The 23091-nt window shown below is 66.3% G+C and carries 25 protein-coding genes; 15 read left to right on the top strand and 10 right to left on the bottom strand.

From position 1 onward, the window contains the following. Nucleotides 1–101 precede the first annotated feature (101 nt). Nucleotides 102–1739, top strand: a complete 1638-nt coding sequence (locus AE618_RS08185; protein WP_082365086.1) for an acyl-CoA synthetase — start codon at nt 102–104, stop codon at nt 1737–1739. Then, nucleotides 1736–2590 carry a PCC domain-containing protein gene (locus AE618_RS08180; RefSeq protein WP_054208540.1) on the top strand — a complete coding sequence of 285 codons (855 nt, stop codon included), beginning with the start codon at nt 1736–1738 and terminating at the stop codon, nt 2588–2590. The genes AE618_RS08185 and AE618_RS08180 overlap by 4 nt, the downstream gene beginning before the upstream one ends. 124 nt (nt 2591–2714) lie before the next feature. Here the strand turns inward: AE618_RS08180 and AE618_RS08175 are convergent, their stop codons facing one another. Further along, nucleotides 2715–4352: an acyl-CoA synthetase gene (locus tag AE618_RS08175; protein WP_054208539.1), complete on the bottom strand. Its 1638-nt coding sequence runs from the start codon at nt 4350–4352 to the stop codon at nt 2715–2717. A gap of 139 nt (nt 4353–4491) precedes the next feature. Here AE618_RS08175 and AE618_RS08170 point away from each other — a divergent pair, with 139 nt between their 5' ends. The 9 genes from AE618_RS08170 to AE618_RS08130 all read left to right on the top strand — a co-directional run bounded on the left by AE618_RS08170 (nt 4492) and on the right by AE618_RS08130 (nt 12045). After that, a complete protein-coding gene (locus AE618_RS08170) occupies nt 4492–4752 on the top strand; it encodes an AbrB/MazE/SpoVT family DNA-binding domain-containing protein (RefSeq protein ID WP_054208538.1) in 261 nt (86 codons plus the stop codon). Beyond that, nucleotides 4749–5144, top strand: coding sequence for a type II toxin-antitoxin system death-on-curing family toxin (locus AE618_RS08165; RefSeq protein ID WP_054208537.1), 396 nt, complete (start codon nt 4749–4751; stop codon nt 5142–5144). The genes AE618_RS08170 and AE618_RS08165 overlap by 4 nt, the downstream gene beginning before the upstream one ends. 10 nt (nt 5145–5154) lie before the next feature. After that, complete coding sequence (locus AE618_RS08160) at nt 5155–6051, top strand: 3-keto-5-aminohexanoate cleavage protein (RefSeq protein ID WP_054208614.1); 897 nt, start codon at nt 5155–5157, stop codon at nt 6049–6051. Nucleotides 6052–6097: 46 nt separating this feature from the next. Next, on the top strand, nt 6098–7159 hold the full coding sequence (locus tag AE618_RS28445) for an AbiJ-NTD4 domain-containing protein (protein ID WP_197280718.1): 1062 nt from the start codon (nt 6098–6100) through the stop codon (nt 7157–7159). Nucleotides 7160–7289: 130 nt separating this feature from the next. Beyond that, complete coding sequence (locus tag AE618_RS08150) at nt 7290–8657, top strand: ABC1 kinase family protein (protein WP_054208536.1); 1368 nt, start codon at nt 7290–7292, stop codon at nt 8655–8657. Nucleotides 8658–8956: 299 nt separating this feature from the next. Then, complete coding sequence (purE, locus tag AE618_RS08145; protein WP_054208535.1) at nt 8957–9457, top strand: 5-(carboxyamino)imidazole ribonucleotide mutase; 501 nt, start codon at nt 8957–8959, stop codon at nt 9455–9457. A gap of 2 nt (nt 9458–9459) precedes the next feature. After that, the gene (locus tag AE618_RS08140; RefSeq protein WP_197280717.1) at nt 9460–10560 is read left to right on the top strand and encodes a 5-(carboxyamino)imidazole ribonucleotide synthase; all 1101 of its coding nucleotides are present in this window, start codon (nt 9460–9462) and stop codon (nt 10558–10560) included. 170 nt (nt 10561–10730) lie between these two features. Further along, nucleotides 10731–10964, top strand: coding sequence for a 30S ribosomal protein S21 (rpsU, locus tag AE618_RS08135; RefSeq protein WP_054208533.1), 234 nt, complete (start codon nt 10731–10733; stop codon nt 10962–10964). Between the two features lie 223 nt (nt 10965–11187). Then, a complete protein-coding gene (locus tag AE618_RS08130; RefSeq protein WP_054208532.1) occupies nt 11188–12045 on the top strand; it encodes a tetratricopeptide repeat protein in 858 nt (285 codons plus the stop codon). 70 nt (nt 12046–12115) lie between these two features. Here the strand turns inward: AE618_RS08130 and AE618_RS08125 are convergent, their stop codons facing one another. The 7 genes from AE618_RS08125 to AE618_RS08095 all read right to left on the bottom strand — a co-directional run bounded on the left by AE618_RS08125 (nt 12116) and on the right by AE618_RS08095 (nt 17362). Further along, entirely contained in the window at nt 12116–12964 is an 849-nt protein-coding gene (locus AE618_RS08125; protein WP_054208531.1) for an alpha/beta hydrolase, read from the bottom strand. A gap of 41 nt (nt 12965–13005) precedes the next feature. Next, nucleotides 13006–13485, bottom strand: a complete 480-nt coding sequence (locus AE618_RS08120; RefSeq protein WP_197280716.1) for a GNAT family N-acetyltransferase — start codon at nt 13483–13485, stop codon at nt 13006–13008. Nucleotides 13486–13569: 84 nt separating this feature from the next. Beyond that, the gene (locus tag AE618_RS08115; protein WP_054208529.1) at nt 13570–14976 is read right to left on the bottom strand and encodes an NAD(P)(+) transhydrogenase (Re/Si-specific) subunit beta; all 1407 of its coding nucleotides are present in this window, start codon (nt 14974–14976) and stop codon (nt 13570–13572) included. Nucleotides 14977–14982: 6 nt separating this feature from the next. Further along, nucleotides 14983–15420: an NAD(P) transhydrogenase subunit alpha gene (locus tag AE618_RS08110; RefSeq protein WP_054208528.1), complete on the bottom strand. Its 438-nt coding sequence runs from the start codon at nt 15418–15420 to the stop codon at nt 14983–14985. Next, a complete protein-coding gene (locus tag AE618_RS08105) occupies nt 15413–16606 on the bottom strand; it encodes a Re/Si-specific NAD(P)(+) transhydrogenase subunit alpha (protein WP_054208527.1) in 1194 nt (397 codons plus the stop codon). Before AE618_RS08105 ends, AE618_RS08110 begins: the two co-directional genes overlap by 8 nt. A gap of 55 nt (nt 16607–16661) precedes the next feature. Further along, nucleotides 16662–16949 carry an aa3-type cytochrome c oxidase subunit IV gene (locus AE618_RS08100; protein ID WP_054208526.1) on the bottom strand — a complete coding sequence of 96 codons (288 nt, stop codon included), beginning with the start codon at nt 16947–16949 and terminating at the stop codon, nt 16662–16664. 194 nt (nt 16950–17143) lie between these two features. Continuing rightward, complete coding sequence (locus AE618_RS08095; RefSeq protein WP_054208525.1) at nt 17144–17362, bottom strand: YdcH family protein; 219 nt, start codon at nt 17360–17362, stop codon at nt 17144–17146. Between the two features lie 226 nt (nt 17363–17588). Between AE618_RS08095 and AE618_RS08090 the strand changes: the two genes are divergently transcribed. The 4 genes from AE618_RS08090 (at nt 17589) to AE618_RS08075 (ending at nt 20503) form a co-directional block, all read left to right on the top strand. Continuing rightward, entirely contained in the window at nt 17589–17777 is a 189-nt protein-coding gene (locus AE618_RS08090; RefSeq protein ID WP_054208524.1) for a YdcH family protein, read from the top strand. 164 nt (nt 17778–17941) lie between these two features. Continuing rightward, complete coding sequence (locus AE618_RS08085) at nt 17942–19609, top strand: glucan biosynthesis protein (RefSeq protein ID WP_082365084.1); 1668 nt, start codon at nt 17942–17944, stop codon at nt 19607–19609. A 133-nt stretch (nt 19610–19742) separates the two neighbouring features. Beyond that, nucleotides 19743–20003 carry a GlsB/YeaQ/YmgE family stress response membrane protein gene (locus AE618_RS08080; RefSeq protein WP_054208523.1) on the top strand — a complete coding sequence of 87 codons (261 nt, stop codon included), beginning with the start codon at nt 19743–19745 and terminating at the stop codon, nt 20001–20003. A gap of 26 nt (nt 20004–20029) precedes the next feature. Next, complete coding sequence (locus AE618_RS08075; RefSeq protein WP_054208522.1) at nt 20030–20503, top strand: YidB family protein; 474 nt, start codon at nt 20030–20032, stop codon at nt 20501–20503. A gap of 28 nt (nt 20504–20531) precedes the next feature. Here the strand turns inward: AE618_RS08075 and AE618_RS08070 are convergent, their stop codons facing one another. After that, a complete protein-coding gene (locus tag AE618_RS08070) occupies nt 20532–22160 on the bottom strand; it encodes an acyl-CoA synthetase (RefSeq protein ID WP_197280715.1) in 1629 nt (542 codons plus the stop codon). 114 nt (nt 22161–22274) lie between these two features. After that, entirely contained in the window at nt 22275–23039 is a 765-nt protein-coding gene (locus AE618_RS08065; protein ID WP_054208610.1) for a sulfite exporter TauE/SafE family protein, read from the bottom strand. Nucleotides 23040–23091 lie beyond the last annotated feature (52 nt).

The following is a 23091-nucleotide window of genomic DNA, read 5'->3' as shown; positions in this document are numbered from 1 at the left end:
AGCTCATTCGCCCGCATCGTCCGATTTCATCGTGCGCCGTCATCCCGGGTCTCCCTGCGGTCGCCCGGGATGACGGCGCGTTCTCGTCGAGGAAGACTGACATGACCGAAACGAAAGCCCCCGGCCCCCCAGGCGGCGTCGTGCCGATGACGCGGCAGGTGATGAATCTCGGCCATATCGCCGCGCAGAACGGGCGGCGGCTGGCCGACCATCCGGCCTTCATCTGGGGCGGGCTGACGCTGAGCTGGGCGCAGCTTGACGCGCAGGTCTCGGCGCTGGCAGCGGGGTTGAGGGCACGCGGCATCGGCAAGGGCGACCGTGTCCTGGTTCATTCCAAGAACTGCGACGCGATGTTTACCTCGATGTTCGCGACCTTCCGGCTCGGCGCGGTCTGGGTGCCCACCAATTTCCGCCTGCTGCCGGACGAGGTCGCCTATCTCTCGACCTCCTCGGGGGCGAAGGCCTTCCTCTGCCATGGCGATTTTCCCGACCATGCGGCGGCGGTCGCGGCGGCTTCGCCTGCACCGGAGTTCACCTGGCGGATCGGCCCGGGCAGCTTCGGGAGCGACGAGGTCGGCGCGGTGATCGCGCGCCATCTCGGCGAGCGCGTCGCGGATGTCGCCGTCGAGCATGACGACCCCTGCTGGTTCTTCTTCACCTCGGGCACCACCGGGCGCTCCAAGGCCGCGGTGCTGACCCATGGCCAGATGGGCTTCGTCATCACCAACCATCTCTGCGACCTCGTGCCGGGCACGACCGAAGCCGATTCCTCGCTGGTGGTGGCACCGCTCTCGCATGGCGCCGGCGTGCATCAGCTGATGCTGGCGGCGCGCGGGGCGGCCTCGATCCTGCTGCCGACCGAGCGCTTCGACATCGACGAGGCCTGGCGGCTGATCGCCCGCCACCGCGTCACCAGCCTGTTCACGGTGCCGACGATCCTGAAGATGCTGGTCGAGCATCCAGCCGTCGAGCAGCACGATCACTCCTGCCTGCGCTACGTCATCTATGCGGGCGCGCCGATGTATCGCGAGGACCAGAAGCGCGCTCTGGCCACGCTCGGGCCGGTACTGGTGCAGTATTTCGGGCTGGGCGAAGTCACCGGCAACATCACCGTGCTGCCGCCCTCGCTGCATGTCGCCGAGGACGGGCCGCACGCGCGGATCGGGACCTGCGGCTATGCCCGCACGGCGATGCAGGTGCAGATCCAGGACGACGAGGGCCGCGAGGTCGAGACCGGCGTCCAGGGCGAGATCTGCGTCATCGGCCCTGCCGTCTTCGCCGGTTATTACGACAACCCCGAGGCCAATGCGAAGTCGTTCCGGAACGGCTGGTTCCGCACCGGCGATCTCGGGCACATGGACGAGCAGGGCTTCGTCTACATCACCGGCCGCGCGTCCGACATGTACATCTCCGGCGGTTCGAACATCTATCCGCGCGAGATCGAGGAGAAGATCCTGACCCATCCCGCCATCGCCGAGGTCGCGGTGCTCGGCCTGCCCGATCCGGTCTGGGGCGAGATCGGCGTCGCGGTCTGCGTCTGCCGCGGCGGGACCCGGGCCGACGAGGCGGAGATCGCCGGGTTCCTGTCGGAGAAGATCGCCCGCTACAAGATGCCCAAGCGCTTCTTCTTCTGGGAGGCGCTGCCGAAATCCGGATACGGCAAGGTGCCCAAACGCCTCGTGCGCGATGAGTTGGAAGCGCGCGGACAGCTGGACTGGCTGAGGGGGCAGGGCTCGTGAGGCGCATCCAGCAGCCCGGGCCGGAGACGCCCGGCCGCATCCAGTGGGCGGAGTGCCACGGCCTGCGCTTCCCGATGACGCTGGAAGCCGGCTTGCCGCTGCTGGAGGCGGTCAGGCGCAGCTTCGCGGCGGCCGGCTTCGTTAGCGGGACGGTGAAGCTCGACGGGCTGGCGCTCTCGCCCTTCGCCTATGTCATGCCGGCGCTGTCGCAGACGCCCGAGCATGCCGCCTTCTACACCGACACGTTCCGGCCGGCTGGCGTCGCCCGCATCGAGCTGGGCGCGATGACCTTCGGCCTGCGCGACGGCGCGCCTTTCTTCCACGCCCATGCGCTCTGGGTCGAGTGCGACGGGCGGCGCGGTGGCGGCCATATCCTGCCCGACGAGACGATCGTCTCCGAGGCGATCACGCTGCAGGCCGTCGGGCTCGATGGCGCCGCCTTCCTGGCCGAGCCCGATCCCGAGACGCATTTCAAGCTGTTCGGGCCGAAGCCGTCCGAGCTGCTGGGCGCGACGCGCGAAGGGCGCTTCTTCGCGCTGAGGGTGAAGCCGAACGTCGATTTCTGCGGCGCGCTGGAAGCGTTCTGTGCCGAGCGCGGCATTGCTCGGGCGACGATCCATGGCGGCGTCGGCTCGACCATCGGCGCGCGCTTCGAGGATGGCGGGGTGGTCGAGAACTTCGCCACCGAGGTTGCGATCACGACTGGGCTGATCGTGGATGACGGAGCGGGACCGGAGGCGCAGGTCGATGTCGCGCTGGTCGACTACACCGGCGCGATGGCCAAGGGGCGCTATCGGCGTGGCGACAACCCGGTGCTGATGACCTTCGAGCTGGTGCTGGAGGTCGGATAGGCGCGCGCGCTGGGGCCCGTCATTCTCGGGCGAAGCGAAGCGCAGACCCGAGAATCTCAGGCCGTTAGCGCCGCAGGCCTCCTCCGGCCAGAGCTGCTCGGGGCAAGCCCGAGCATGACGCCTTTCACCCCGCTTGCCCTTGCCGCCTCCGCGCGGCCTCCATGTCCCTCAAATCCTTCCGCCGGATCTTTCCCGTCGCGGTCATCGGCAGTTCCGTCACGAACTCGACATGGCGCGGATACTGATAGGCGGCCAGCCTGTCGCGCACGAAGGCCTGGATCTCGGCGGCCAGCGCTTCGTTGGGAACCGCATCCGGCTTCAGCAGCACGAAGGCCTTGACGATCTCGGTGCGGATGGAATCGGGCACGCCGACGACCGCGACCATCAGCACGGCGGGGTGGCGGATGATGCAGTCCTCGATGTCGCCGGGGCCGATGCGATAGGAGCCCGAGGAAATGATGTCGTCGTCGCGGCCCTGGAACCAGAGATAGCCGTCCTCGTCGCAGGTGCCTGTGTCGCCGGTGACGAGCCAGTCGCCGGCGAACTTGGCTGCCGTCGCCCCGGGATCGTTCCAGTAGCCGAGCATCATCACCGGATCGGGCCGCGCCACCGCGATCAGTCCGGTTTCGCCGGGCGGGAGTTCGCTGCCCTCGGGCGAGATCACCGCGACGCGGTGGCCCGGCACGGCGCGCCCCATCGAGCCCGGCCTGATCGGGAACAGGCTCTCGCAATTGGCGACCAGCAGGTTGGCCTCCGTCTGGCCGTAGAACTCGTTGACGGCGAAGCCGAAGGTCTCGCGGCTCCAGTCCAGCATGTCGGCGCCGAGCGTCTCGCCGCCGCTGCCGATCGAGCGCAGGCCATGGCCGAAGCGGCGGGGATCGCGGACCTGGCGCATCAGTTTCAGCGCGGTGGGTGGCAGGAAGGCGTTGCGCACCCGATGCCGCGCGATCAGCGCGAAGGCGGCCTCCGGATCGAACTTGCGGGCCCGCGAGGCGAGCACCGGCACGCCGAAAAAGAGGCTCGGCAGCAGCACGTCGAGCAGCCCGCCGATCCAGGCCCAGTCGGCCGGGGTCCAGAACAGGTCGCTCGGTTGCGGGAAGAAGTCCTGCGGCATCTGGACGCCGGGCAGATGGCCGAGCAGGACGCGGTGGGCATGGAGCGCGCCCTTCGGTTTCCCGGTGGTGCCGGAGGTGTAGATGATCACGGCGGGATCGTCGGCGCGGGTGTCGATGGCTGCGAAATCGTCGGAGGCCTTCGCCATCTCGGCCGCGAGATCGAGAGTGCCGCCCGCGCCATCGACGACGAAGATGCGCCTGAGATCTGGCAGGGCATGGCGGATCGCCTCGATCTTGGGGAGGTTCTCGGCATCCGTGATCAGCGCCGCCGCGCCGCTGTGCTGGAGCCGGTGTTCCAGCGCCTCGGGGCCGAACTGGATGAAGAGCGGCAGCGCGATGGCGCCGAGCTTGTAGGCGGCAAGATGCGCCATGGCCGTCTCGGGCCGCTGCGGCAGCAGGATGCCGACGCGTTCGCCCGCCCCGATGCCATGGCCGCGGAGCATGTTGGCGATGCGGTTCGAGGCCCGCTTGAGGTCGTCGAAGCTGAGGGTGGCGACGCCGGTCGCCTCGTCCTCATAGATCAGCGCCGGCTTGGCCGTGCCATTGGCATGGCGGTCGCAGCAGGCGACGCCGATGTTGAAGCGCTCGGGGATTGCCCAGCGGAAGCTGTCGAAGGTCTCGGCGTAGGTCGCGTGGCGCTGAAGCATCTGTAACCTTATCCATCAAGGGCTTGATTAGACGGACCACGACATGGATTGGCAACGAGGAACAAGGATACGGCGATGATCGTAGCCACCATCCTCGTTTCGCGTTATACATTCTGTATAACGCGGTTGGAGATATGCCATGAACGAGACCGTCAAGCCGGCCACCGACAGTGCGGCCGTTCTGCAGCTTCGCAAAATCGGGAACTCGGTTGGCCTCATCCTGCCCAAGGAGTTGCTCGCACAGCTTGGTTTCGCGGAAGGCGACCGGCTGGAGTTCGTGCGGCAGCCGGAAGGCGGAGTCCGTTTGCAGCGCCACGACGACACACATGCCCGGGCCATGGCGATCGCACGTCAGGTGATGAAGGACTACGCCGATACAATGCGTGAGCTGGCCAAATGACGGAGCCGCTCTGGCTGAGCGTCGAGACGATCCAGGATATGCACGCTGAGCAACTGGCGATCTATGGCGGACCCGAGGGCATACGCGATCAGGGGTTGCTCGAATCCGCGGTCGCCAGACCGATCAACCGCTTCGCCTATGGCGAGACCGATCTCGCGGCCTTGGCCGCGGCCTATGCGTTCGGGCTCGCGCGAAACCATCCTTTCATCGACGGCAACAAGCGGGCTGCCTTCCTCGCGATGATGACCTTTCTGCGGTTCAACGGCATTCCGTTCGCGCCGTCCCAGGCCATGGCCGCCGCCGCCATCCTCGCGCTCGCTGCCGGCGAGGTCGATGAGGACGGGCTGACGCGCTGGATTCGCGACAACTGGCCCAAGGATGCGCCGGCATGAGGAGCGTGCGATGACCAAGCCCATCTGGATCGAGGCCGCGATCAACGGCCCCTGGGGCAAAGAGCGCCAGCCGGGCATCCCGATCACGATTCCCGACATCGTCGCGGACGGGATCGCGGCGGTCGAGGCGGGCGCTGCGATCGTTCATCTGCATGTCTACGACGTCGAGACCGGCCGGCAGCGCGACGATTGGGAGCTCTACGCCCAGGCGATCGAGGGCATCCGCGCGAAGGTCGACGCCATCGTCTATCCGACGATCCCGATCCTCGGCTCGGGCTATGCGGGGGACATGATCGGCTCGGGTCGTTACACCCATCTGGAGGAACTGGCCAAGCGCGGGCTCGCCGAATGGGGCGTGCTCGATCCCGGCTCCTGCAACTGGACGACCTTCGCCGGCATCCCCGAGGGCGAGCCCGGCTTCATCTACCAGAACCCCGGCGAGCATATCCGCGAGGGCATGGCGGTGGCGCAGGCCCACAAGATCCATCCGAGCTATGCGATCTACGAGCCCGGCTTCACGCGGCTGGGGGCAGCGCTGGCCAAGGCCTATCCCGGACTGCCGACGCCGATCTACCGGCTGATGTTCTCGGACGCCTTCGCCTGGGGCTTCCCGCCGCGCGACTGGGCGCTCGACGCGCATCTCAGGTTGCTGGCGGAGGACGCGCCCGATGCGCCGGTGATGATCGCGGGGCTGGGCGTCGATCTCACCGGGCTGATCCCGGCGGCGGTCGCGCGCGGGGTGCATGTGCGGGCCGGGCTGGAGGATGCGCCGTTCGGCTGCGAGCGGAGCAATGCGGCGCTGGTGGCGGAGACGGCGAGGCTGGTCGAGGCGGCGGGCGGGCGCGTGGCCAGCTTGGCTGAGGTGAGGGCGGAGTTGGCGGCTCAGGATAAACAGCTTTCGATCTAAAATCCCGTTGTGCTGTGGAAAGTCCGTCAACATAGGAGTGACAGCGGTGATTACGGATATTTTTGCCCGTAGATATTCCAATGTGCAGATACGAAACCAATACTTTGAGGAGGATAGGCGCTTTATGAACCAAGCGGCCGTCATGATGATGGACCCGCTGTGGCTTGGCCAATCATCAGATACGGCTTCGGAGAGGAGCGAAGAATATCTCAAGATAGTGCACGATAAGATGGCATTGGAGGTTGGGCGAGATTATCTAAGCGATCGATTTTGGTGGCAAAAAACTAAATGGAATGGCAACGAAAATACTATCGCGCATACTTTTAATTATTCCAATATCTGCAAAAACTATCTTATCAAGATGCCTCCTGACCTGAGCCAGGGTGACGCTTGGGTGAAAGAGCGGCTCAGCCTCGTCGAGATTGGATTCCAACTCCGTTGGCAGCAAATTAAATCTGCTAACGCAGATTTGCCTGCTGCCATTGCAAAGGCCAAATCTAACGATGAGTTTCATAGATTGGCTAGATCATTGAAGATTCCGGGCCTTCAGGTGGACGGAATAATAGCGCATAATGCTCGTATTAACGCCGCATTTCAGGAGTTGGTAAAAGATTTAAATGAGCGTCTTAGGCTTGCTCGATATAAATTGAATTTCCACAATGGATTGCTGCAATTGTCTGATGACGAATTGATCGGGACATTTGTCGAGAAACCTTTTTGGGAATTGGTCAATGATCCGCGATGGAAGAATGTGGACATTCAAATAAAAGAATCCATTGACCGACGTGATAAGGGAGATCGAACCGCCGCGTTTCATGCTGTCAGCGCGGTCGAAAGCTGCATAAAAATTATCAGCGACGTAAAAGGTTGGACAAAGGGCACCGAGAAAGGCGCGGCCAATTACGTTGATAATCTGATGAGCAAAGCAAATGGGCGTTTTATTGACGTTTGGGAGGGAGAGCTTCTTACCAAAATGTTCAGCGACGTAAGAAACCCATTTGCGCACGGACCCGGGCAGGCCGAGATGCCAACGCTGACGCCCCAGCAAACTAACTGGGCAATAGAGACGGCCATGATATGGTGCAAGAGCCTGATAAGGCGCATGTAAGGTCCGGCCCGTGGGTTCAAAGACCAATTTCAAGCATGCTCCCTTCACATTCGACGTGTTTGCCGCACTGGTGTTGGCGACAGCGCGTCTTACATCGTTAAAAGTTCTTGGTCTCTAACACCCGAGCCCCATGTCCGAGCACGACTCCGAAGCCAATCGCTTTTCCGCCCGTGCGGCGCGCTATGCGCGTGTCGGGGCCAATGTCGGCGGGGTGGCGGCGCGGATTGCGGGCGCCCGGCTGTTCGGGATGGAGGGGCGCAACGCCTCCAATGCCGAGGCGCTGGCCAAGGCGCTGGGCGGGCTGAAGGGCCCGATCATGAAGGTGGCGCAGCTCGTCGCCACGATTCCCGATGTCGTGCCGCCGGAATATGCCGCCGAGCTGCAGAAGCTGCAGTCGCAGGCGCCGCCGATGGGCGCGGCCTTCGTCAAGCGCCGGATGATGGCGGAACTCGGCGCCAACTGGCGCGAGCGCTTCGGCTCGTTCGAGCTGCAGCCTTCGGCGGCGGCGTCGCTGGGACAGGTGCATCGGGCGACGACGCTGGAGGGCGTCGCGCTCGCCTGCAAGCTGCAATATCCGGACATGGAATCGGCCGTCGAGGCCGACATCTCCCAGCTCGACATCCTGTTTGCGCTGCACCGGCGCATGGACCCGGTGATCGACACCAGCGAGATCGCCAAGGAGATCGGCGCGCGCGTCCGCGAGGAGCTCGACTATCAGCGCGAGGGCCGGCACATCGCGCTGTATCAGGAGATGCTGGCGGCGACGCCGGAGGTTCGCGTGCCGGCACTCGAAGTCTCGCTCTCGACGCGGCGGCTCCTGACCATGCGCTGGCTCGAGGGCGACGGCATCCTGACCCACAAGCAGGACGACCAGCAGGCGCGCGACCGGATTTCGACGGCGATGTTCAAGGCCTGGTGGCGGCCCTTCAGCCATCACGGCGTCATCCATGGCGACCCGCATCTGGGCAACTACACCGTCTTCTCCGAGGACGGTGCGCCCCAGGGCATCAACCTGCTCGACTATGGCTGCATCCGCATCTTCCCGCCGTCCTTCGTCGGCGGCGTCGTCGATCTCTATCGCGGCCTGCTCGAGGGCGACGAGGCGCGCGTCGTCCATGCCTACGAGACCTGGGGCTTCAAGGGGCTGACCAAGGAGCTGGTCGACACGCTCAACATCTGGGCGCGCTTCATCTACGGGCCGCTGCTGGAGGACCGCGTCAGGCGCATCGCCGAGGGCGTCAGCCCGGCGGAATATGGCCGGCGGCAGGCCTTCGAGGTGCATCAGGCGCTGAAGATGCGCGGGCCGGTCAAGGTGCCGCGCGAATTCGTCTTCATGGACCGGGCCGCGATCGGGCTCGGCGGGGTGTTCCTGCATCTCGACGCCGAGCTGAATTTCCACCGGCTGTTCGAGGCGGAAATCGAGGGCTTCAAGATCGAGACCGTTGCGGCCGACCAGGCCTCGGCGATGGCGCGGGCGGGGTTGGCGGCAACGGCTTGAGGCGGTCTCTCCCCCGATTTTCCATCTGCGCCGTCATCCCGGACAAGCCGCGTCGCGGCGCCGATCCGGGATCCATGCCGGAGCCTTTCCGGATCAGCGTTCCGGCATGGATCCCGGGTCTCCGCGGAGTTCATCCTTGGGCCGATCGTAGATCGGACCCGAGGGCTGCGCCCTGGATGACGGCGCGGGGTTGTTTCCGTCCCAATAAGAGCCCTTTCCCGATTCGGCGCTTGCCTGTGCGGCATCGGGCAGTCTAGATCGCGCGCTTCCTCTCCAGCGTTCCGGAAGCGCTCCCTGTCATGGCCACCATATCCGCGCCCGTCGCCATCATCATGGGCAGCCAGTCCGACTGGGCGACGATGCGCCATGCCGCCGAGACGCTGGACGCGCTCGGCATCGCCCATGACGACCGCATCGTCTCGGCGCATCGCACGCCGCAGCGTATGGTCGAATTCGCCACGGGCGCGAAGGCCGCGGGCTTCAAGGTGGTGATCGCCGGTGCGGGTGGGGCCGCCCACCTGCCGGGCATGACGGCGTCGCTGACGCCGCTGCCGGTGTTCGGCGTTCCCGTCGAGTCCAAGGCGCTGTCGGGGCAGGACTCGCTGCTCTCGATCGTCCAGATGCCGGCTGGCATTCCCGTCGGCACGCTGGCCATCGGCCGGGCCGGGGCGGTCAATGCGGCTTTGCTCGCGGCTGCCGTGCTGGCGCTGTCGGACGAGGGCCTGGCGGACCGGCTCGATGCCTATCGTGCCCGCCAGAGCGCCGCGATCGCGGAACGCCCCGCCAAGGACGAGGCGTGAGCATGCCGGCTTTCGCGGGACAGGCGCTGGCGCCCGGCGCCGTGCTCGGCATCATCGGGGGAGGGCAGCTCGCGCGGATGATCGCGCTGGCTGCGGCCGATCTCGGCATCCGCTGCCACATCTTCGCGCCCGAAACCGAGAACCCCGCCTTCGACGTGGCCGCCGCCCGCACGGTGGCTGCCTATGAGGATGAGGCGGCGCTGGCCCGCTTCGCCGATGCCGTCGACGTCGTGACCTACGAGTTCGAGAACGTGCCGGCCGCGACGGCTGCCTTCCTCAGCCAGCGCAAACCGCTGCATCCGGGAGCGCGCGCGCTGGCGGTGACCCAGGACCGGCTCAGCGAGAAAAGCTTCGTCGCCGAACTCGGGCTCGAGGTCGCGCCGTTTCGCGCCGTCGATTCGCTGGGTGACCTCGAGGCTGCGGTCGCCGCGCTCGGCCGCCCGAGCGTGCTGAAGACGCGGCGCTTGGGCTATGACGGCAAGGGCCAGGTCAGGATTCTGGCGGGCACCGATCTCGCGGAGGCCTATGCGGCGATCGGCCGCCAGCCCGCCGTGCTCGAAGGCTTCGTCACCTTCGCCCGCGAGGTCTCGGTCGTCGCCGCGCGGGGGACCGACGGCACCTTCGCCGCCTTCGATCTCTGCGAGAACGAGCACCGCGACCACATCCTCGCCTTCACCCGCGTTCCGGCGCAGGTCTCGGCGCCGACGGAAGCCGCCGCGATCGAGGCGGCGCGACAGATCGCCGCCGCGCTGGGATATGTCGGGGTGTTCGCGGTCGAGCTGTTCGTGGTCGGCGAGGGCGCGAGCGAGCGCGTCGTCGTCAACGAGATCGCGCCGCGCGTGCATAATTCCGGGCACTGGACCTCGGAGGGCGCGCAGACCTCGCAGTTCCACCAGCATGTCCGGGCCGTCTGTGGCTTTCCGCTGGGATCGGCTGCGCGGCGTGGCCGTGTCGAGATGGAAAACCTGATCGGCGACGCCGCCCTGCGCTGGCGCGATCTGCTGGCGGAGCCGGGTGCGCATCTGCATCTCTACGGCAAGCACTCAGCGCGGCCGGGCCGCAAGATGGGCCATGTCACGCGGGTCTGGCCGGAGCGAAGCTGAGGCCATCGGCGAGCCGAGGCGCGTTGCGCGTTATCGTCGATTTTTCGGGCTTTTCGGCGTGGACAGCCAGGCTGAACTCTGATATCCGCACGATCCTTCGGGGCGATCTGCGTCGCAGTGTCGCTCCATCGAAACCCATTAGACCAACCCGCTAAAGACGGACACTCACGGTGCAGGTTCTCGTTCGCGACAACAACGTCGATCAGGCTCTCCGCGCGCTCAAGAAGAAGCTGCAGCGCGAGGGTGTCTTCCGCGAGATGAAGCTTCGCGGCCATTACGAGAAGCCCTCCGAGAAAAAGGCACGCGAAAAGGCGGAAGCCGTCCGCCGCGCCCGCAAGCTGCACCGCAAGAAGCTTCAGCGCGAAGGCCTGCTGCCGGCGCCGGTGAAGCCGAAGCGCCCCTGATTTCGTTCGTCCAGCGGTGGCATTTCAGCCATGCAGGCGACACCATGAGACTTGACCGCGCCTGGAGCCCGCTCCGGGCGCTGTTGCTTTTCCGGCGGCGTTAACCAACTCTTGGCACAAAGCGGGCGTTCTCTGGAGCGGGGCGCTGTCGGTTGGGGAGCGCGATGACGCGGCGACGGTCCGGTTTGGGGCGGCGGCGCAGACGAGGCACGGAACCGGACCGATGGGATACAGCATCATGCATGGCAGGAACTGGCTGGCGGCGGCGGGCATGGCGCTCGTGCTCGCGGGCTGCGACACCGTTTCCAGCTTGTCGGGGCAGTCGGTCGCTGAACTCGACATGGCTTCGGCGGCGGAAGCGAGCGTCAATATCGGATCGCTCTCGGAAGTGATCAGCCGCAATCCCAATGATCCCGGCGCCTACAACACGCGCGGCTCGGCCTATGCCCGCGTCGGCCGCTTCTCGGATGCGATCGCCGATTTCACCAAGGCGGTGCAGCTCGATCCCAATCTGGCCTCGGCCTATACCAATCGCGGCCTCGCCTTGCGCCAGAGCGGCCGCAACGACGCGGCGCTCGCCGATTTCAACAAGGCGACCACCGCCTCGCCGAACTACGCCCCGGCCTTCATCGCGCGCGCCAACCTGCTGCGCGCCCAGGGCAACAGCCAGCAGGCGCTGGCCGATCTCAACACGGCGATCCGGCTGAACCCGGAATCGGCCGAGGCCTTCCATGCGCGCGGGCTGGTCTACCAGAAGGAAGGCCAGCACCAGTATGCGATCTCCGATTTCGATTCGGTGATCGACCGCAACCCCTACAACGCGCCGCCTTACATCGCGCGTGGCCAGAGCCTGAACGCGGTGGGCAAATACGATGCCGCGCTCGAGGATTTCACGGCCGCACTCAATGTCGACAACCGCAGCGCCGATGCCTGGGCCGGTCGCGGCTTCGCCCAGGAGAAGCTCGGCCAGAAATCCGAAGCGACCCAGAGCTACCAGCGCGCGCTCGGGCTGGACGGCAACAACGCCACCGCCCGGGCCGGCCAGGGACGTCTCGGCGGCGGCGGCCTGTTCCGGAGCTGAGGCTGGGCATCTCCGGCAAGAGATTCTCGGGTCTGCGCTTCGCTTCGCCCGAGAATGACGGGGACAGCTCTCACTCCCCGGCGGTCGCGCTCTCGGAGCCGGACATTCCGCCCCGCGCGACTTCGGCCAGGAAGCGCTTGATTTCCGGCAGCGAGCCGTGAGCAGGCAGGTCCTCGTGGCCGCCCTTCGGGAAGCGCAGGAAGCGTTTGGGCGCGTTCGCGAGAGCGTAGAGCGCCTCGCCCTGTGCGAAGGGGATGACCCTGTCGCGCTCGCCATGCAGGACGAGCAGCGGCGCGCGCACGCTGCCGATCACCGCCTCTGAGCGAAACGTATCCTGCATCAGCAGGCCGACCGGCACGAAGGGATAGATGCCCTGCGCCACGGCGACGGTGGACAGATAGGGTGCCTCCAGCACGACACCCGCGAGGGGTACCTCGGCTGCAAGCTTCAGCACGACGCCGGTGCCGAGCGATTCGCCGTAGCCGACGAGCCGGGCCGCGCCGAAGCGTTCGACGGCGGCGCCATAGGCCGCGCGCGCATCGAGGTGCAACCCCTCCTCCGTCGGGCTGCCAGTCGAGCCGCCATAGCCGCGATAGCTGACCGCGAGCAGGCCGGTGCCGTCTTCCGTCAGGGCGCGGAAGCGGGCGACACGGCCTGGGCTGCCGAGATTGCCCGCATTGCCGTGGAAATAGACGATCGCCTGCTGTCCCGTGCGCGGCGGCACCGCCCAGGCGACGAGCCGCTCACCATCGGCTGCGATCAGCGTGACCTCCTCTGCCGCCGGCAGCCCGGCGGCAGCGAGATCGGCCCGCGCGGGATTGCGCGGAAAGACCAGGTCGCGCTGCCGGACGAAGAGCAGTCCAAGCAGGCCGAGATAGACGGCAAGGCCGAACAGCAGGACAGGTTTCAGGATTCTCATGGAGAAGACTGTCTCCGTTCAGCGTGGCGATCGCGCGACGCTCAGTCGAGCACCTTGGCCATCTCCAGAGCGAAGCTGTCGAAGCCGGCACGGCGATAGGCCTTCAGAGCCATCTCGTTGCCCGTCAGCACGCCGAGCTGGATGACCTTGCAACCCGAGGCGCGGGCAAAGCGTTCGGCCTGCGCCAAGAGCGCCTGTCCGACGCCGGTTCCGCGCTGGCTCGCAGCGACGACGATGTTCTCGATATAGACGTGATCACGCAGATGCTCATGCACGAAAGGCCCGGTTCGTTCGAGGCGCAAGGCGAGATAGCCAACGACCTCGCCGGCCTGCTCGGCCACGAACAGCGTCCCTCCATGGGCGGCGGCCTTTTCGCGATCGTCAGCGAGACAGGCTTGCGCCGCCGCGGGCCCTGTCGTGCGGGCCGGGTTCAGGCTCGCCTCATGACCGGTCAGCTCCAGCAGCAGGCCGAGCACGGCCGTCTCGTCGCCTTCCGTCATTTCTCGGATCGTGAGGGTCACTGAAACGAAACTCCGCAAGAAAAAAGGGCCGGCATGGAAGCCGGCCCTTTGCAGCATTGTGATGACGAAGTCAGGCGCGTGGCTTCAGTGCGCCATCGCCTTGACGATGTCGTCGGTGACCTTCTTGGCGTCGCCGAAGAGCATCATCGTGTTGGGGCGGAAGAACAGCTCGTTCTCGACGCCGGCATAGCCTGCCGCCATGCCGCGCTTGATGAAGAGCACGGTCTTGGCCTTCTCGACGTCGAGGATCGGCATGCCGTAGATCGGCGAGGTCTTGTCGGTCTTGGCGGCGGGGTTGGTGACGTCGTTGGCGCCGATGACGAAGGCGACGTCGGCCTGGCCGAATTCCGAGTTGATGTCCTCGAGTTCGAAGACCTCGTCATAGGGCACGTTGGCCTCGGCCAGCAGCACGTTCATGTGTCCGGGCATGCGGCCGGCGACGGGGTGGATGGCGTATTTGACCTCGACGCCTTCCTTCTTGAGCAGGTCGGCCATCTCGCGCAGCGTGTGCTGGGCCTGCGCCACCGCCATGCCGTAGCCCGGCACGATGATGACCTTGCCGGCGTTCTTCATGATGTAGGCGGCATCGTCCGCCGAGCCCTGCTTGACGGGCCGGGCTTCGACCGCGCCGCCCGCGCCGGCTGCGGCATCGTCGCCGCCGAAGCCGCCGAGGATGACGGAGATGAAGCTCCGGTTCATCGCCTTGCACATGATGTAGGACAGGATCGCGCCCGACGAGCCGACCAGCGCGCCGGTGATGATCAGCGCCATGTTGCCGAGCGTGAAGCCGATGCCGGCCGCCGCCCAACCCGAATAGGAGTTGAGCATCGAGACGACGACGGGCATGTCGGCGCCGCCGATCGGGATGATGAGCAGGACGCCCAGCGCAAACGAGACCAGCACGATCAGCCAGAAGACGACATGGCTCTCGGTCTTCAGGAAGATCATGAGCAGCACGACGAGCGCGATGCCGAGCCCGAAATTGATGCCGTGGCGCTGCGGCAGCATGATCGGCTTGCCGCTCATGCGGCCGTCGAGCTTGAGGAAGGCGATGATCGAGCCGGTGAAGGTGATCGCGCCGATGGCGACACCGAGACCCATCTCGAACAGGCTGGCGCCGCTGATGCGGCCGACATTGCCGATGCCGAAGGCGCTCGGCGCATAAAGCGCGGCTGCCGCCACCAGCACGGCCGCGAGGCCGACCAGCGAGTGGAAGAAGGCGACGAGCTGCGGCATCTGCGTCATCTGCACGCGCTTGGCCATATAGGCGCCGATGCCGCCGCCGATGGCGATGCCGCCGACGACCAGGAGCCAGCCCGAGAAGCCGGAGGGCGGGAAGAAGACGATGGTCGTGGCGATGGCGATGCCCATGCCGACCATGCCGTAGAGATTGCCCTGGCGCGACGTCGTGGGATGCGACAGACCCCGCAGGGCCATGATGAACAGGACGCCGGAAACGACGTAGAGAAGGGCGGAGAGATTGGCGGCCATCGGCGCTCAGCCCTTCTTCTTGTACATGGACAGCATCCGCTCGGTGACGAGGAAGCCGCCGAAGATGTTGACCGAGGCGAGGATCAGCGCGACGAAGCCGAAGATCTTGGCCCAGACCGGCCCGTCGCCGAGCGCAGGCGCCGCCTCGACGCCCACCGCCAGCAGCGCGCCGACGACGATGACCGAGGAGATCGCGTTGGTGACCGACATCAGCGGGGTGTGCAGCGCCGGCGTCACCGACCAGACGACGTAGTAGCCGACGAAGACGGCGAGCACGAAGATGGCAAGGCGGAAGACGGTCGGGTCGACGAAGCCGCCGGTCGCGGCGCTGGCGCCGGCGGCAATGCTGTCGGCGTGCTGTGCCGCCAGCTCGGCAGCGTGCCGGGTCGCGGTGGCGACGGAACGCGCCTGCTCGAGCGCCTGATCAGGTGTCGCATTAGCCATTGGTGACGCTCCCCTCGACGACAGGCGCAGGCTCGACCGGCGCAGGCGCGGCCTTGGCCGCGAAATTCGGATGGATCACGGCGCCGTCCCTGGTCAGCGCGGTCGCCTTGACCAGCTCGTCGTCCCAGTTCACGGCCAGCGTCTTGGCCGATTTGTCGATCAGCGTCTCGACGAAGGCGAAGAGGTTCTTGGCGTAGAGCTGCGAGGCGGTGGCCGCGAGACGGCCGGGCACGTTCAGGTGACCGACGATCCTCACGCCGTTTGGCGTTACGAAGACCTCGCCGGGCTTGGCGAGGTCGCAGTTGCCGCCGCGCTCGACCGCGAGATCGACGATGACGGAGCCGGCCTTCATGCTCTCGACCATCGCCGCCGAGATCAGCTTCGGCGCGGGGCGGCCGGGGATCAGCGCGGTGGTGATGACGATGTCCTGCTTGGCGATATGGCTCGCGGTGAGTTCGGCCTGCTTGGCCTGATACTCTTTCGACATTTCCTTGGCATAGCCGCCGGCCGTCTGCGCCTGCTTGAACTCGTCGTCCTCGACGGCGAGGAACTTGGCGCCGAGCGATTCGACCTGCTCCTTGGTGGCGGGGCGCACGTCGGTCGCGGTGACGATCGCGCCCATGCGGCGCGCCGTCGCGATCGCCTGCAGGCCGGCGACGCCGACGCCCATGATGAAGATGCGCGCGGCCGGCACGGTGCCCGCCGCCGTCATCATCATCGGCAAGGCGCGGCCATATTCGGCGGCGCCGTCGATCACGGCGCGGTAGCCGGCGAGGTTGGCCTGCGAGGACAGCACGTCCATGACCTGTGCGCGGGTGATGCGCGGCATGAACTCCATGGCGAAAGCTGCGACGCCGGCCTTCGACAGCGAATCGACGGCGCCCTCGTTGCCATAGGGGTCCATGATGCCGACGACGAGGGCGCCCTTGGGCAGGCCTGCGATCTCGGATTCGGCGGGACGGCGGACCTTGAGCACGATGGCGGCGCCTGCGAGCGCCTCAGCGGCGTTGGCGGCGATCGTCGCACCGGCGGCCTGGTAGTCGGCGTCGCTGATGCCGGAGGCGAGGCCTGCGCCCGTCTCGACGGCGATTTCGGCCCCCAGGCCGATGAACTTGCGGACGGTTTCCGGCGTCACGGCGACGCGGGTTTCCGCCCCTTGCGTTTCGGCTGGCACGGCGATGCGCATGGCGGGGACAGGCCTTTCCGGCATGATGGGCAAGGAAGCCTAGGAGATATCGGTCCTAGAGCAGGATCAGCGAGAGCATCAGCAGCCCGAAGGGGACCGCCGGCGCACGCCAGCCGATCGACTTCGAGGCGATGCCGACACCGGCGCCGACCAGAGCCAGCAGCGTGCCGATGATCGCGATGCCCCAGGCGTGCTTCAGGCCGCCGACGGCCAGCGCGGCGACGAAGGCGAGGCAGGCGATCGTACCGACCTCGGCGAAATGCACGAAGCCCAGATAGGTGCGTTCATGCTCCGCATAATCCATCTGCGGAATGTCGTCGGCGTGGTGTCCGTGGCTGGCCATGGTCTGATCCCAAGAAAGCATCTCGTCCGTTGCCTGTAGCGCACCTGCGGGAGGTCGGCAACGGAGCCCGGCAGGAGCCCTTCCGCAAGGGGATGCCGCGCAGCGGGCAAGCGGGGCTCTACCGCGTGTTTGGAGCCATGTAAATCGATTTAGATGGAGAAAATCCTGATCCGATGCGCAGGATTGAATAGCTGTCACGCTATAATGTCGGGCGTCAGCGCGTCCTCGATCTGGGCGATGCGGTCCTTGAGATAGAGCTTGCGCTTCTTCAACCGCTGCACCTGGATCTGGTTGATCGTGCCGACGCGTTCGAGCGCGTCGATGGCACTGTCGAGGTCGCGGTGCTCCTCGCGCAGGCGCGCCAGTTCGGTGGTGAAGGCCTCGACCTCGTCCAGGCTCAACTCGAATCCCATTGCCATCTCATCATCGCCGCGATTGACCGCGACTATGCGGAGACGCCGGGCGCCCCGCAAGAGCGGGAACGATCGGCGCAAGCGCGACGTGTCGCATTCGTGCCGTCGCGGAAAGGGGTCGGTGAGGATCACAGAATGTCATGTCGCGCTGCGAGACATCCCCGCAGACGTGAAGCCGGCTCTATGTCACACTCGCTTCTGTCAACCGCTCATCAGGAGGATCCAGATGTCGCTGCAGACCCATCTCGTCGAACTCGAACGCAAGCATCGTCAACTCGAGGAAGCCATTGCCCAGGCGGCGTCCCGCCCCTCGTCGGACGATCTCACCGTGGTCGAGATGAAGCGGAAGAAGCTGCTGCTGAAGGAAGAGATCGAGCGGGTGCGGCAGACGATGCCGGACCGAACGCTGCATTGAGGGCGTCAGCGGGCAAGATGCGGCCCGTTTCTGTTGTGTGAGTTCAGCCGGTCCCGAAAGGGGCCGGTTTTTATGTACGGGGCAGGGAAGGCTGCCATCAGACACAGCATGTGGAACTTCTGCCGCGGGGCCTTGTTGGGCCTGCGCAAGGCCAAGGAGATACCATGCAACCTCATATCGTCAGGCGCCCGAGCGGATCCACGGAAGGAGCGGACGCGGTCGCGGACGCCGCGAGGCTCGGCCGTTCGCGCCGTGACGCGCTGGCGCTGCTGCTATCCTCTTGCGCCATGGGTCTGTCTCCGGCCGCCGCACAGACGCCGCCTGCAGGCGTCCCGCAGGCCAAAAGCTTCGGCTATGACGATGTCGTGCGGCAGGCGCGCATTCTCGGCGAGCGCCCTTTCGACGCGGAGAGCGCCACGATTCCCGCCGAATTGTCGAAGCTGACCTATGACAGCTACCGCGAGATCCGGTTTCGCCGCGACAAGGCGATCTGGCAGGAGGGCGGTTCCGATTTCCGGCTGCTGCCGTTCCATCTCGGCTTCCTGCACGACAAGCCGGTGCAGCTACACGTCATCCGTTACGGTGCGCCGATGCCGATCCCGTTCACGACGGGGCTGTACGAATACGGCAAGGTGCCGGTGCCCAAGCAGCTCTCGCCGTCCCTGGGCTTCGCGGGTTTTGCCGTCACGACCAATCTCAACGATCCGAAGGTGCAAGACGAGGTCATCTCCTTCCTTGGCGCAAGCTATTTCCGGCTGATCGGCCGGGGCCAGCGCTACGGGTTGTCGGCTCGTTCGCTGGCGCTCGACGTCGGCGGCGAGCAGACCGAGGAGTTCCCGTTCATGCGGGCCTTATGGGTCGAGGAGCCCTCGCGGGACTCGACCGAACTGGTGATCTACGCGCTGCTGGACTCGCCCTCCGTCGCCGGCGCCTATCGCTATGTCGTCACGCCCGGCCAGGAGACCCATGTCGAGGTCACCGCCACGATCATCCCGCGCAAGAGCATCGCGCGACTGGGTATCGCGCCGCTGACCTCGATGTTCCAGGCCGGCGAGGGCGATCTGGCGCTGCGGACGGATTTTCGGCCGGAGATCCATGATTCCGACGGGCTGATGATGCAGACGGGCGGCGGCGAGTGGATCTGGCGCCCGATCAAGAATCCCAAGGCGCTGCGCGTGTCGAGCTTCGGCGACAGGAATCCTCGGGGCTTCGGCCTGATGCAGCGCGACCGCGAGTTCGGCCACTATCAGGATCTCGAGGCGCACTACCATGCCCGCCCGGGCTACTGGATCGAACCCCAGGGAGACTGGGGCGAGGGGCGCGTCGAGCTGATCGAAATTCCGACCGACAACGAGGCCTTCGACAACATCGTCGCCTGCTGGACGCCGCAGACGCCGCTGGAGGTGGGCAAGCCCACCGCGTTCAGCTACCGCATCACGGCGCTCTCGACGACGGAGCACCTGCACCCTTACGCTCAGACGCAGAACAGCTTCAGCGGCGCGGACGTCGAGGACGCGCAGGCTGAAGGCGTCGGCAAGAAGCGCTTCATCGTCGATTTTTGGGGCGGTGATCTCGCCTATTTCCTGTCAGACCCTGCGCGGGTGGAGATCGCCGCTTCCACGACGCTGGGGACGATCGCGGCCGCCATCCTGGTCGCCAATCCCGACGCGAAGGGCTTCCGCGCCATCGTCGATGCGACGCTGCCCAACGGCCAGACGGCGGAACTGCGCATGTTCCTGAAGGCGCGCGGCCGGACCCTGTCGGAGACCTGGACGAGCACCTGGTCCGTGCCGAGCTCGCCTGCGTCTCCTGCCAAGGCGGTCGAGAACTGACGAGCGCGTGCCCGCTCGGGCCCCGTTGTCGTCGAGGTTTCATGACCCGGCTGCAATCTCGTTTGCGCAGGCCGGGAACCTTGGGGATGGGCCGGCGGTTCAGCGGGCTGGGCACGCCGACGCGGAGGACATCATGGGCATTCTCGGAACAATCATCATCGGCTTCATTGCAGGCGTCATCGCCAAATTCATCACCCCGGGGTCGAACGAGCCGTCGGGTTTCATCCTGACGACGATCCTCGGCATCATCGGCGCCTTCGTGGCCACCTATCTCGGCCAGGCGATGGGGTGGTATGGGCCCGGCGAGGGCGCGGGCCTGATCGGTGCCGTCGTCGGCGCGATCATCGTTCTCGTGGTCTGGGCCGCGCTGTCGAACCGCAAAAGCGCCGTCTGATCCCTCAATCATCAGGAGCCTGATCCATGGCAAACGATTCAAATGGCGGCTTTCCCTCGCTGACGGCGTTGCTCGGCCTGCTGGCCGTGGCCGGCTACCAGAACCGCGACAAGATCGGCGAATGGCTTGGCGGCGTGACGCAGGCCCATAGCGGCGCCCCTGCCGCCCCGGGGCAGACCAGCGCAGCGGGCGGGCAGGGCGGCATTCTCGGCAATCTCGGTGGTATGCTCGGGGCGGGCGGCCTTGGTGGGATGATCGGTGAACTGGTCGATCGGTTCCAGCAGGCGGGCCAGGGCGAGAAGGCCGATTCCTGGGTCCGGCAGGGTCCGAACCAGGAGGTCGAGGCGCCCGATCTGGAACAGGCGCTCGGTCCGCAGATGATCGATGCACTGACCCGGCAGACCGGCCTGTCCCGCGACGAACTGTTGGCGCGCCTGTCGCGCGTCGTCCCGCAGGCGGTCGACAGCGCGACGCCGGACGGGACGATCGCGCGCTCCTGAGCCTGACTCGGGGCCAGATGGCGCGGTGCTACAGCCCCCGCGCCATCTCGCGCAGCCGGAATTTCTGGACCTTGCCCGTCGAGGTCTTCGGCAGCTCAGTGAAGACCACCGTCTTCGGGCATTTGAAGGCGGCGAGCTGCTGCCGGCACCAGGCCATGATCTCGGCTTCGGTCGCCGTCTTGCCCGGCATCAGTTCGACGAAGGCGCAGGGTGTCTCGCCCCATTTCTCGTCGGGCCTGGCGACCACGGCGGCGGCCTGGACGGCCGGGTGCTTGTAGAGCGCGTCCTCGACCTCGATCGAGGAGATGTTCTCGCCGCCGGAAATGATGATGTCCTTGGAACGGTCCTTGAGCTGGATGTATCCGTCGGGGTAGCGCACGCCGAGATCGCCGGTGTGGAACCAGCCGCCCGCGAAGGCGGCTTGCGTCGATTTCGCGTTCTTGAGATAGCCCTTCATCACGACATTGCCGCGCATCATCACTTCGCCCAGCGTGGTGCCGTCGCGCGGGACTGGGACCATGGTGTCGGGGTCGAGCACGTCGAGACCTTCGAGCGCCGGGTAGCGCACGCCCTGGCGGGCCTTGAGCGCGGCCTGTTGCGGGCCGGGCAGGGCGTTCCAGTCATCGTTCCAGTCGTTGACGACGGAGGGGCCATAGCATTCGGTCAGCCCGTAGAGATGGGTGACCTCGAAGCCGGCCTGCTTCATGCCGGCGAGGACAGCCTCGGGCGGCGGGGCCGCTGCGGTGAAGAAGGACACCGTCTGCGGGAAGTCGCGGCGCTCCTCCTCGGGTGCGTTGAGCAGGGCCGACATCACGATCGGTGCGCCGCAGAGATGGGTCACGCCATGGTCGGCGAGCGCGTCATACATCGCCTTGGCGCGGACCTGGCGCAGGCAGACATGGGTGCCGGCGACGATCGAGAGCGACCAGGGGAAGCACCAGCCATTGCAGTGGAACATCGGCAGCGTCCAGAGATAGACGGGGTGCCTGCCCAGATTGCCAGTGATGATGTTCGAGGTCGCCAGCAGATTGGCGCCGCGGTGGTGGTAGACCACGCCCTTGGGGTCGCCGGTCGTCCCCGAGGTGTAGTTCAGCGCGATCGCGTCCCACTCGTCAGCCGGCATCGCCCAGGCGAAATCGGGGTCGCCGCCGGCGATGAAGTCCTCGTATTCGACGCTGCCCAGCCGCTCGCCGGGACCGTCATAGACCGGGTCGTCATAGTCGATGACGAGCGGCTTCGCCTTGCACAGCGTCAGCGCCTCTTTCATCGTCTTCGAGAATTCGCGGTCGGTGATCACCACCTTGGCCTCGCCATGGTCGAGCGAGAACGCGATGATCGCGGCATCGAGGCGGGTGTTCAGGGTGTTGAGCACGGCGCCGCACATCGGCACGCCGTAATGGCATTCGAGCATGGCGGGCGTGTTGGGCAGCATCGCCGCGACGGTGTCGTTCTTGCCGATGCCGTGGCGGGCGAGCGCGGACGCCAGCCTGCGAGACCTCGCGTAGAACTCCGCATAGGAGCGCCGCAGCGGGCCATGAATGATCGCGGTGTGGTTGGGGAAGATGGCGGCTGCGCGCTCGAGAAAGGGCAGGGGCGTCAGCGGCTGGTGATTGGCCGGGTTGCGGTCGAGATCGGTATTGTAGGCTGAGATCGTCATGCGGCTTTCCCCCTCATGCGGCAGGCTTAGCCTCTACGGGCCTTGTCCGTAATCCATCCCTTTGTCCGATGGCGCGCAAGGGGCGGCAGGCGAGGGACGCCTTGCCGGCAGGTCTCAGCCCAGCCAGTGCAGGCCGTTCAGCCCGTCATAGGTCAGCTTCAGTCCGACCAGCAGCAGCAGGCTGTAGATGATCCTGTAGAAGCGCTTCACCGGCACTTTCCGCACCAGCCAGACACCGGCGAGTGTCGAGACGATCGCAACCGGCAGCAGCGCCAGCGAGGCCGTCAGGTTCTGCGTCGTGAACTGGCCCAGCGCGATATAGGGCACGACCTTGATGACGTTGATCATCGCGAAGAACAGTGCGCCCGTGCCGACGAAGACGGACGGGGCCAAGCGCAGCGGCATGGTGTAGATCTGGTAGGGTGGGCCGCCGGCATGGGCGATCATGCTGGTGAAGCCTGCGAGCGCGCCCCAGAAGGTGCCCTGCGGGTAGTTCGGCAGGGTCGGTGGCAACTCCGCCTTGCCGCCGGACACCAGGTTCCGCAGCGCGAAGACGACCGAGATCAGCCCGATCGCCAGCACGACGGCGCCGTCCGCCACCCTGGCCGCGAGCAGATAGCCGGCGACGATGCCGATGACCGCGCCCGGCAGCAGCGTCGCCAGGGTGCGGCGGTCGAAATCGCGCCGATAGGACCAGACGGTCACGACATCCTGCGACATCAGGACGGGCAGCATGATCGCGGCGGCCGTGATGGGCGAGACAACCTGCGCCATCAACGGCAGCGACAGCAGGCCCAGACCCGAGAAGCCGCCTTTCGAGAGACCCATCAGGATGACGGCCGGCACCATGGCGGCGAAGAAGGCGGGGTCGAGAAGCATGGTCGGGAGGGGTCCGAAAGGCGAAGGCGGCGATTGCGCCAGATCAACCGTG

It is taken from the genome of Allobosea vaviloviae, assembly GCF_001298265.1.
GTDB lineage: Bacteria > Pseudomonadota > Alphaproteobacteria > Rhizobiales > Beijerinckiaceae > Allobosea > Allobosea vaviloviae_B.
This window is presented reverse-complemented; position numbering and strand designations above follow the sequence as displayed.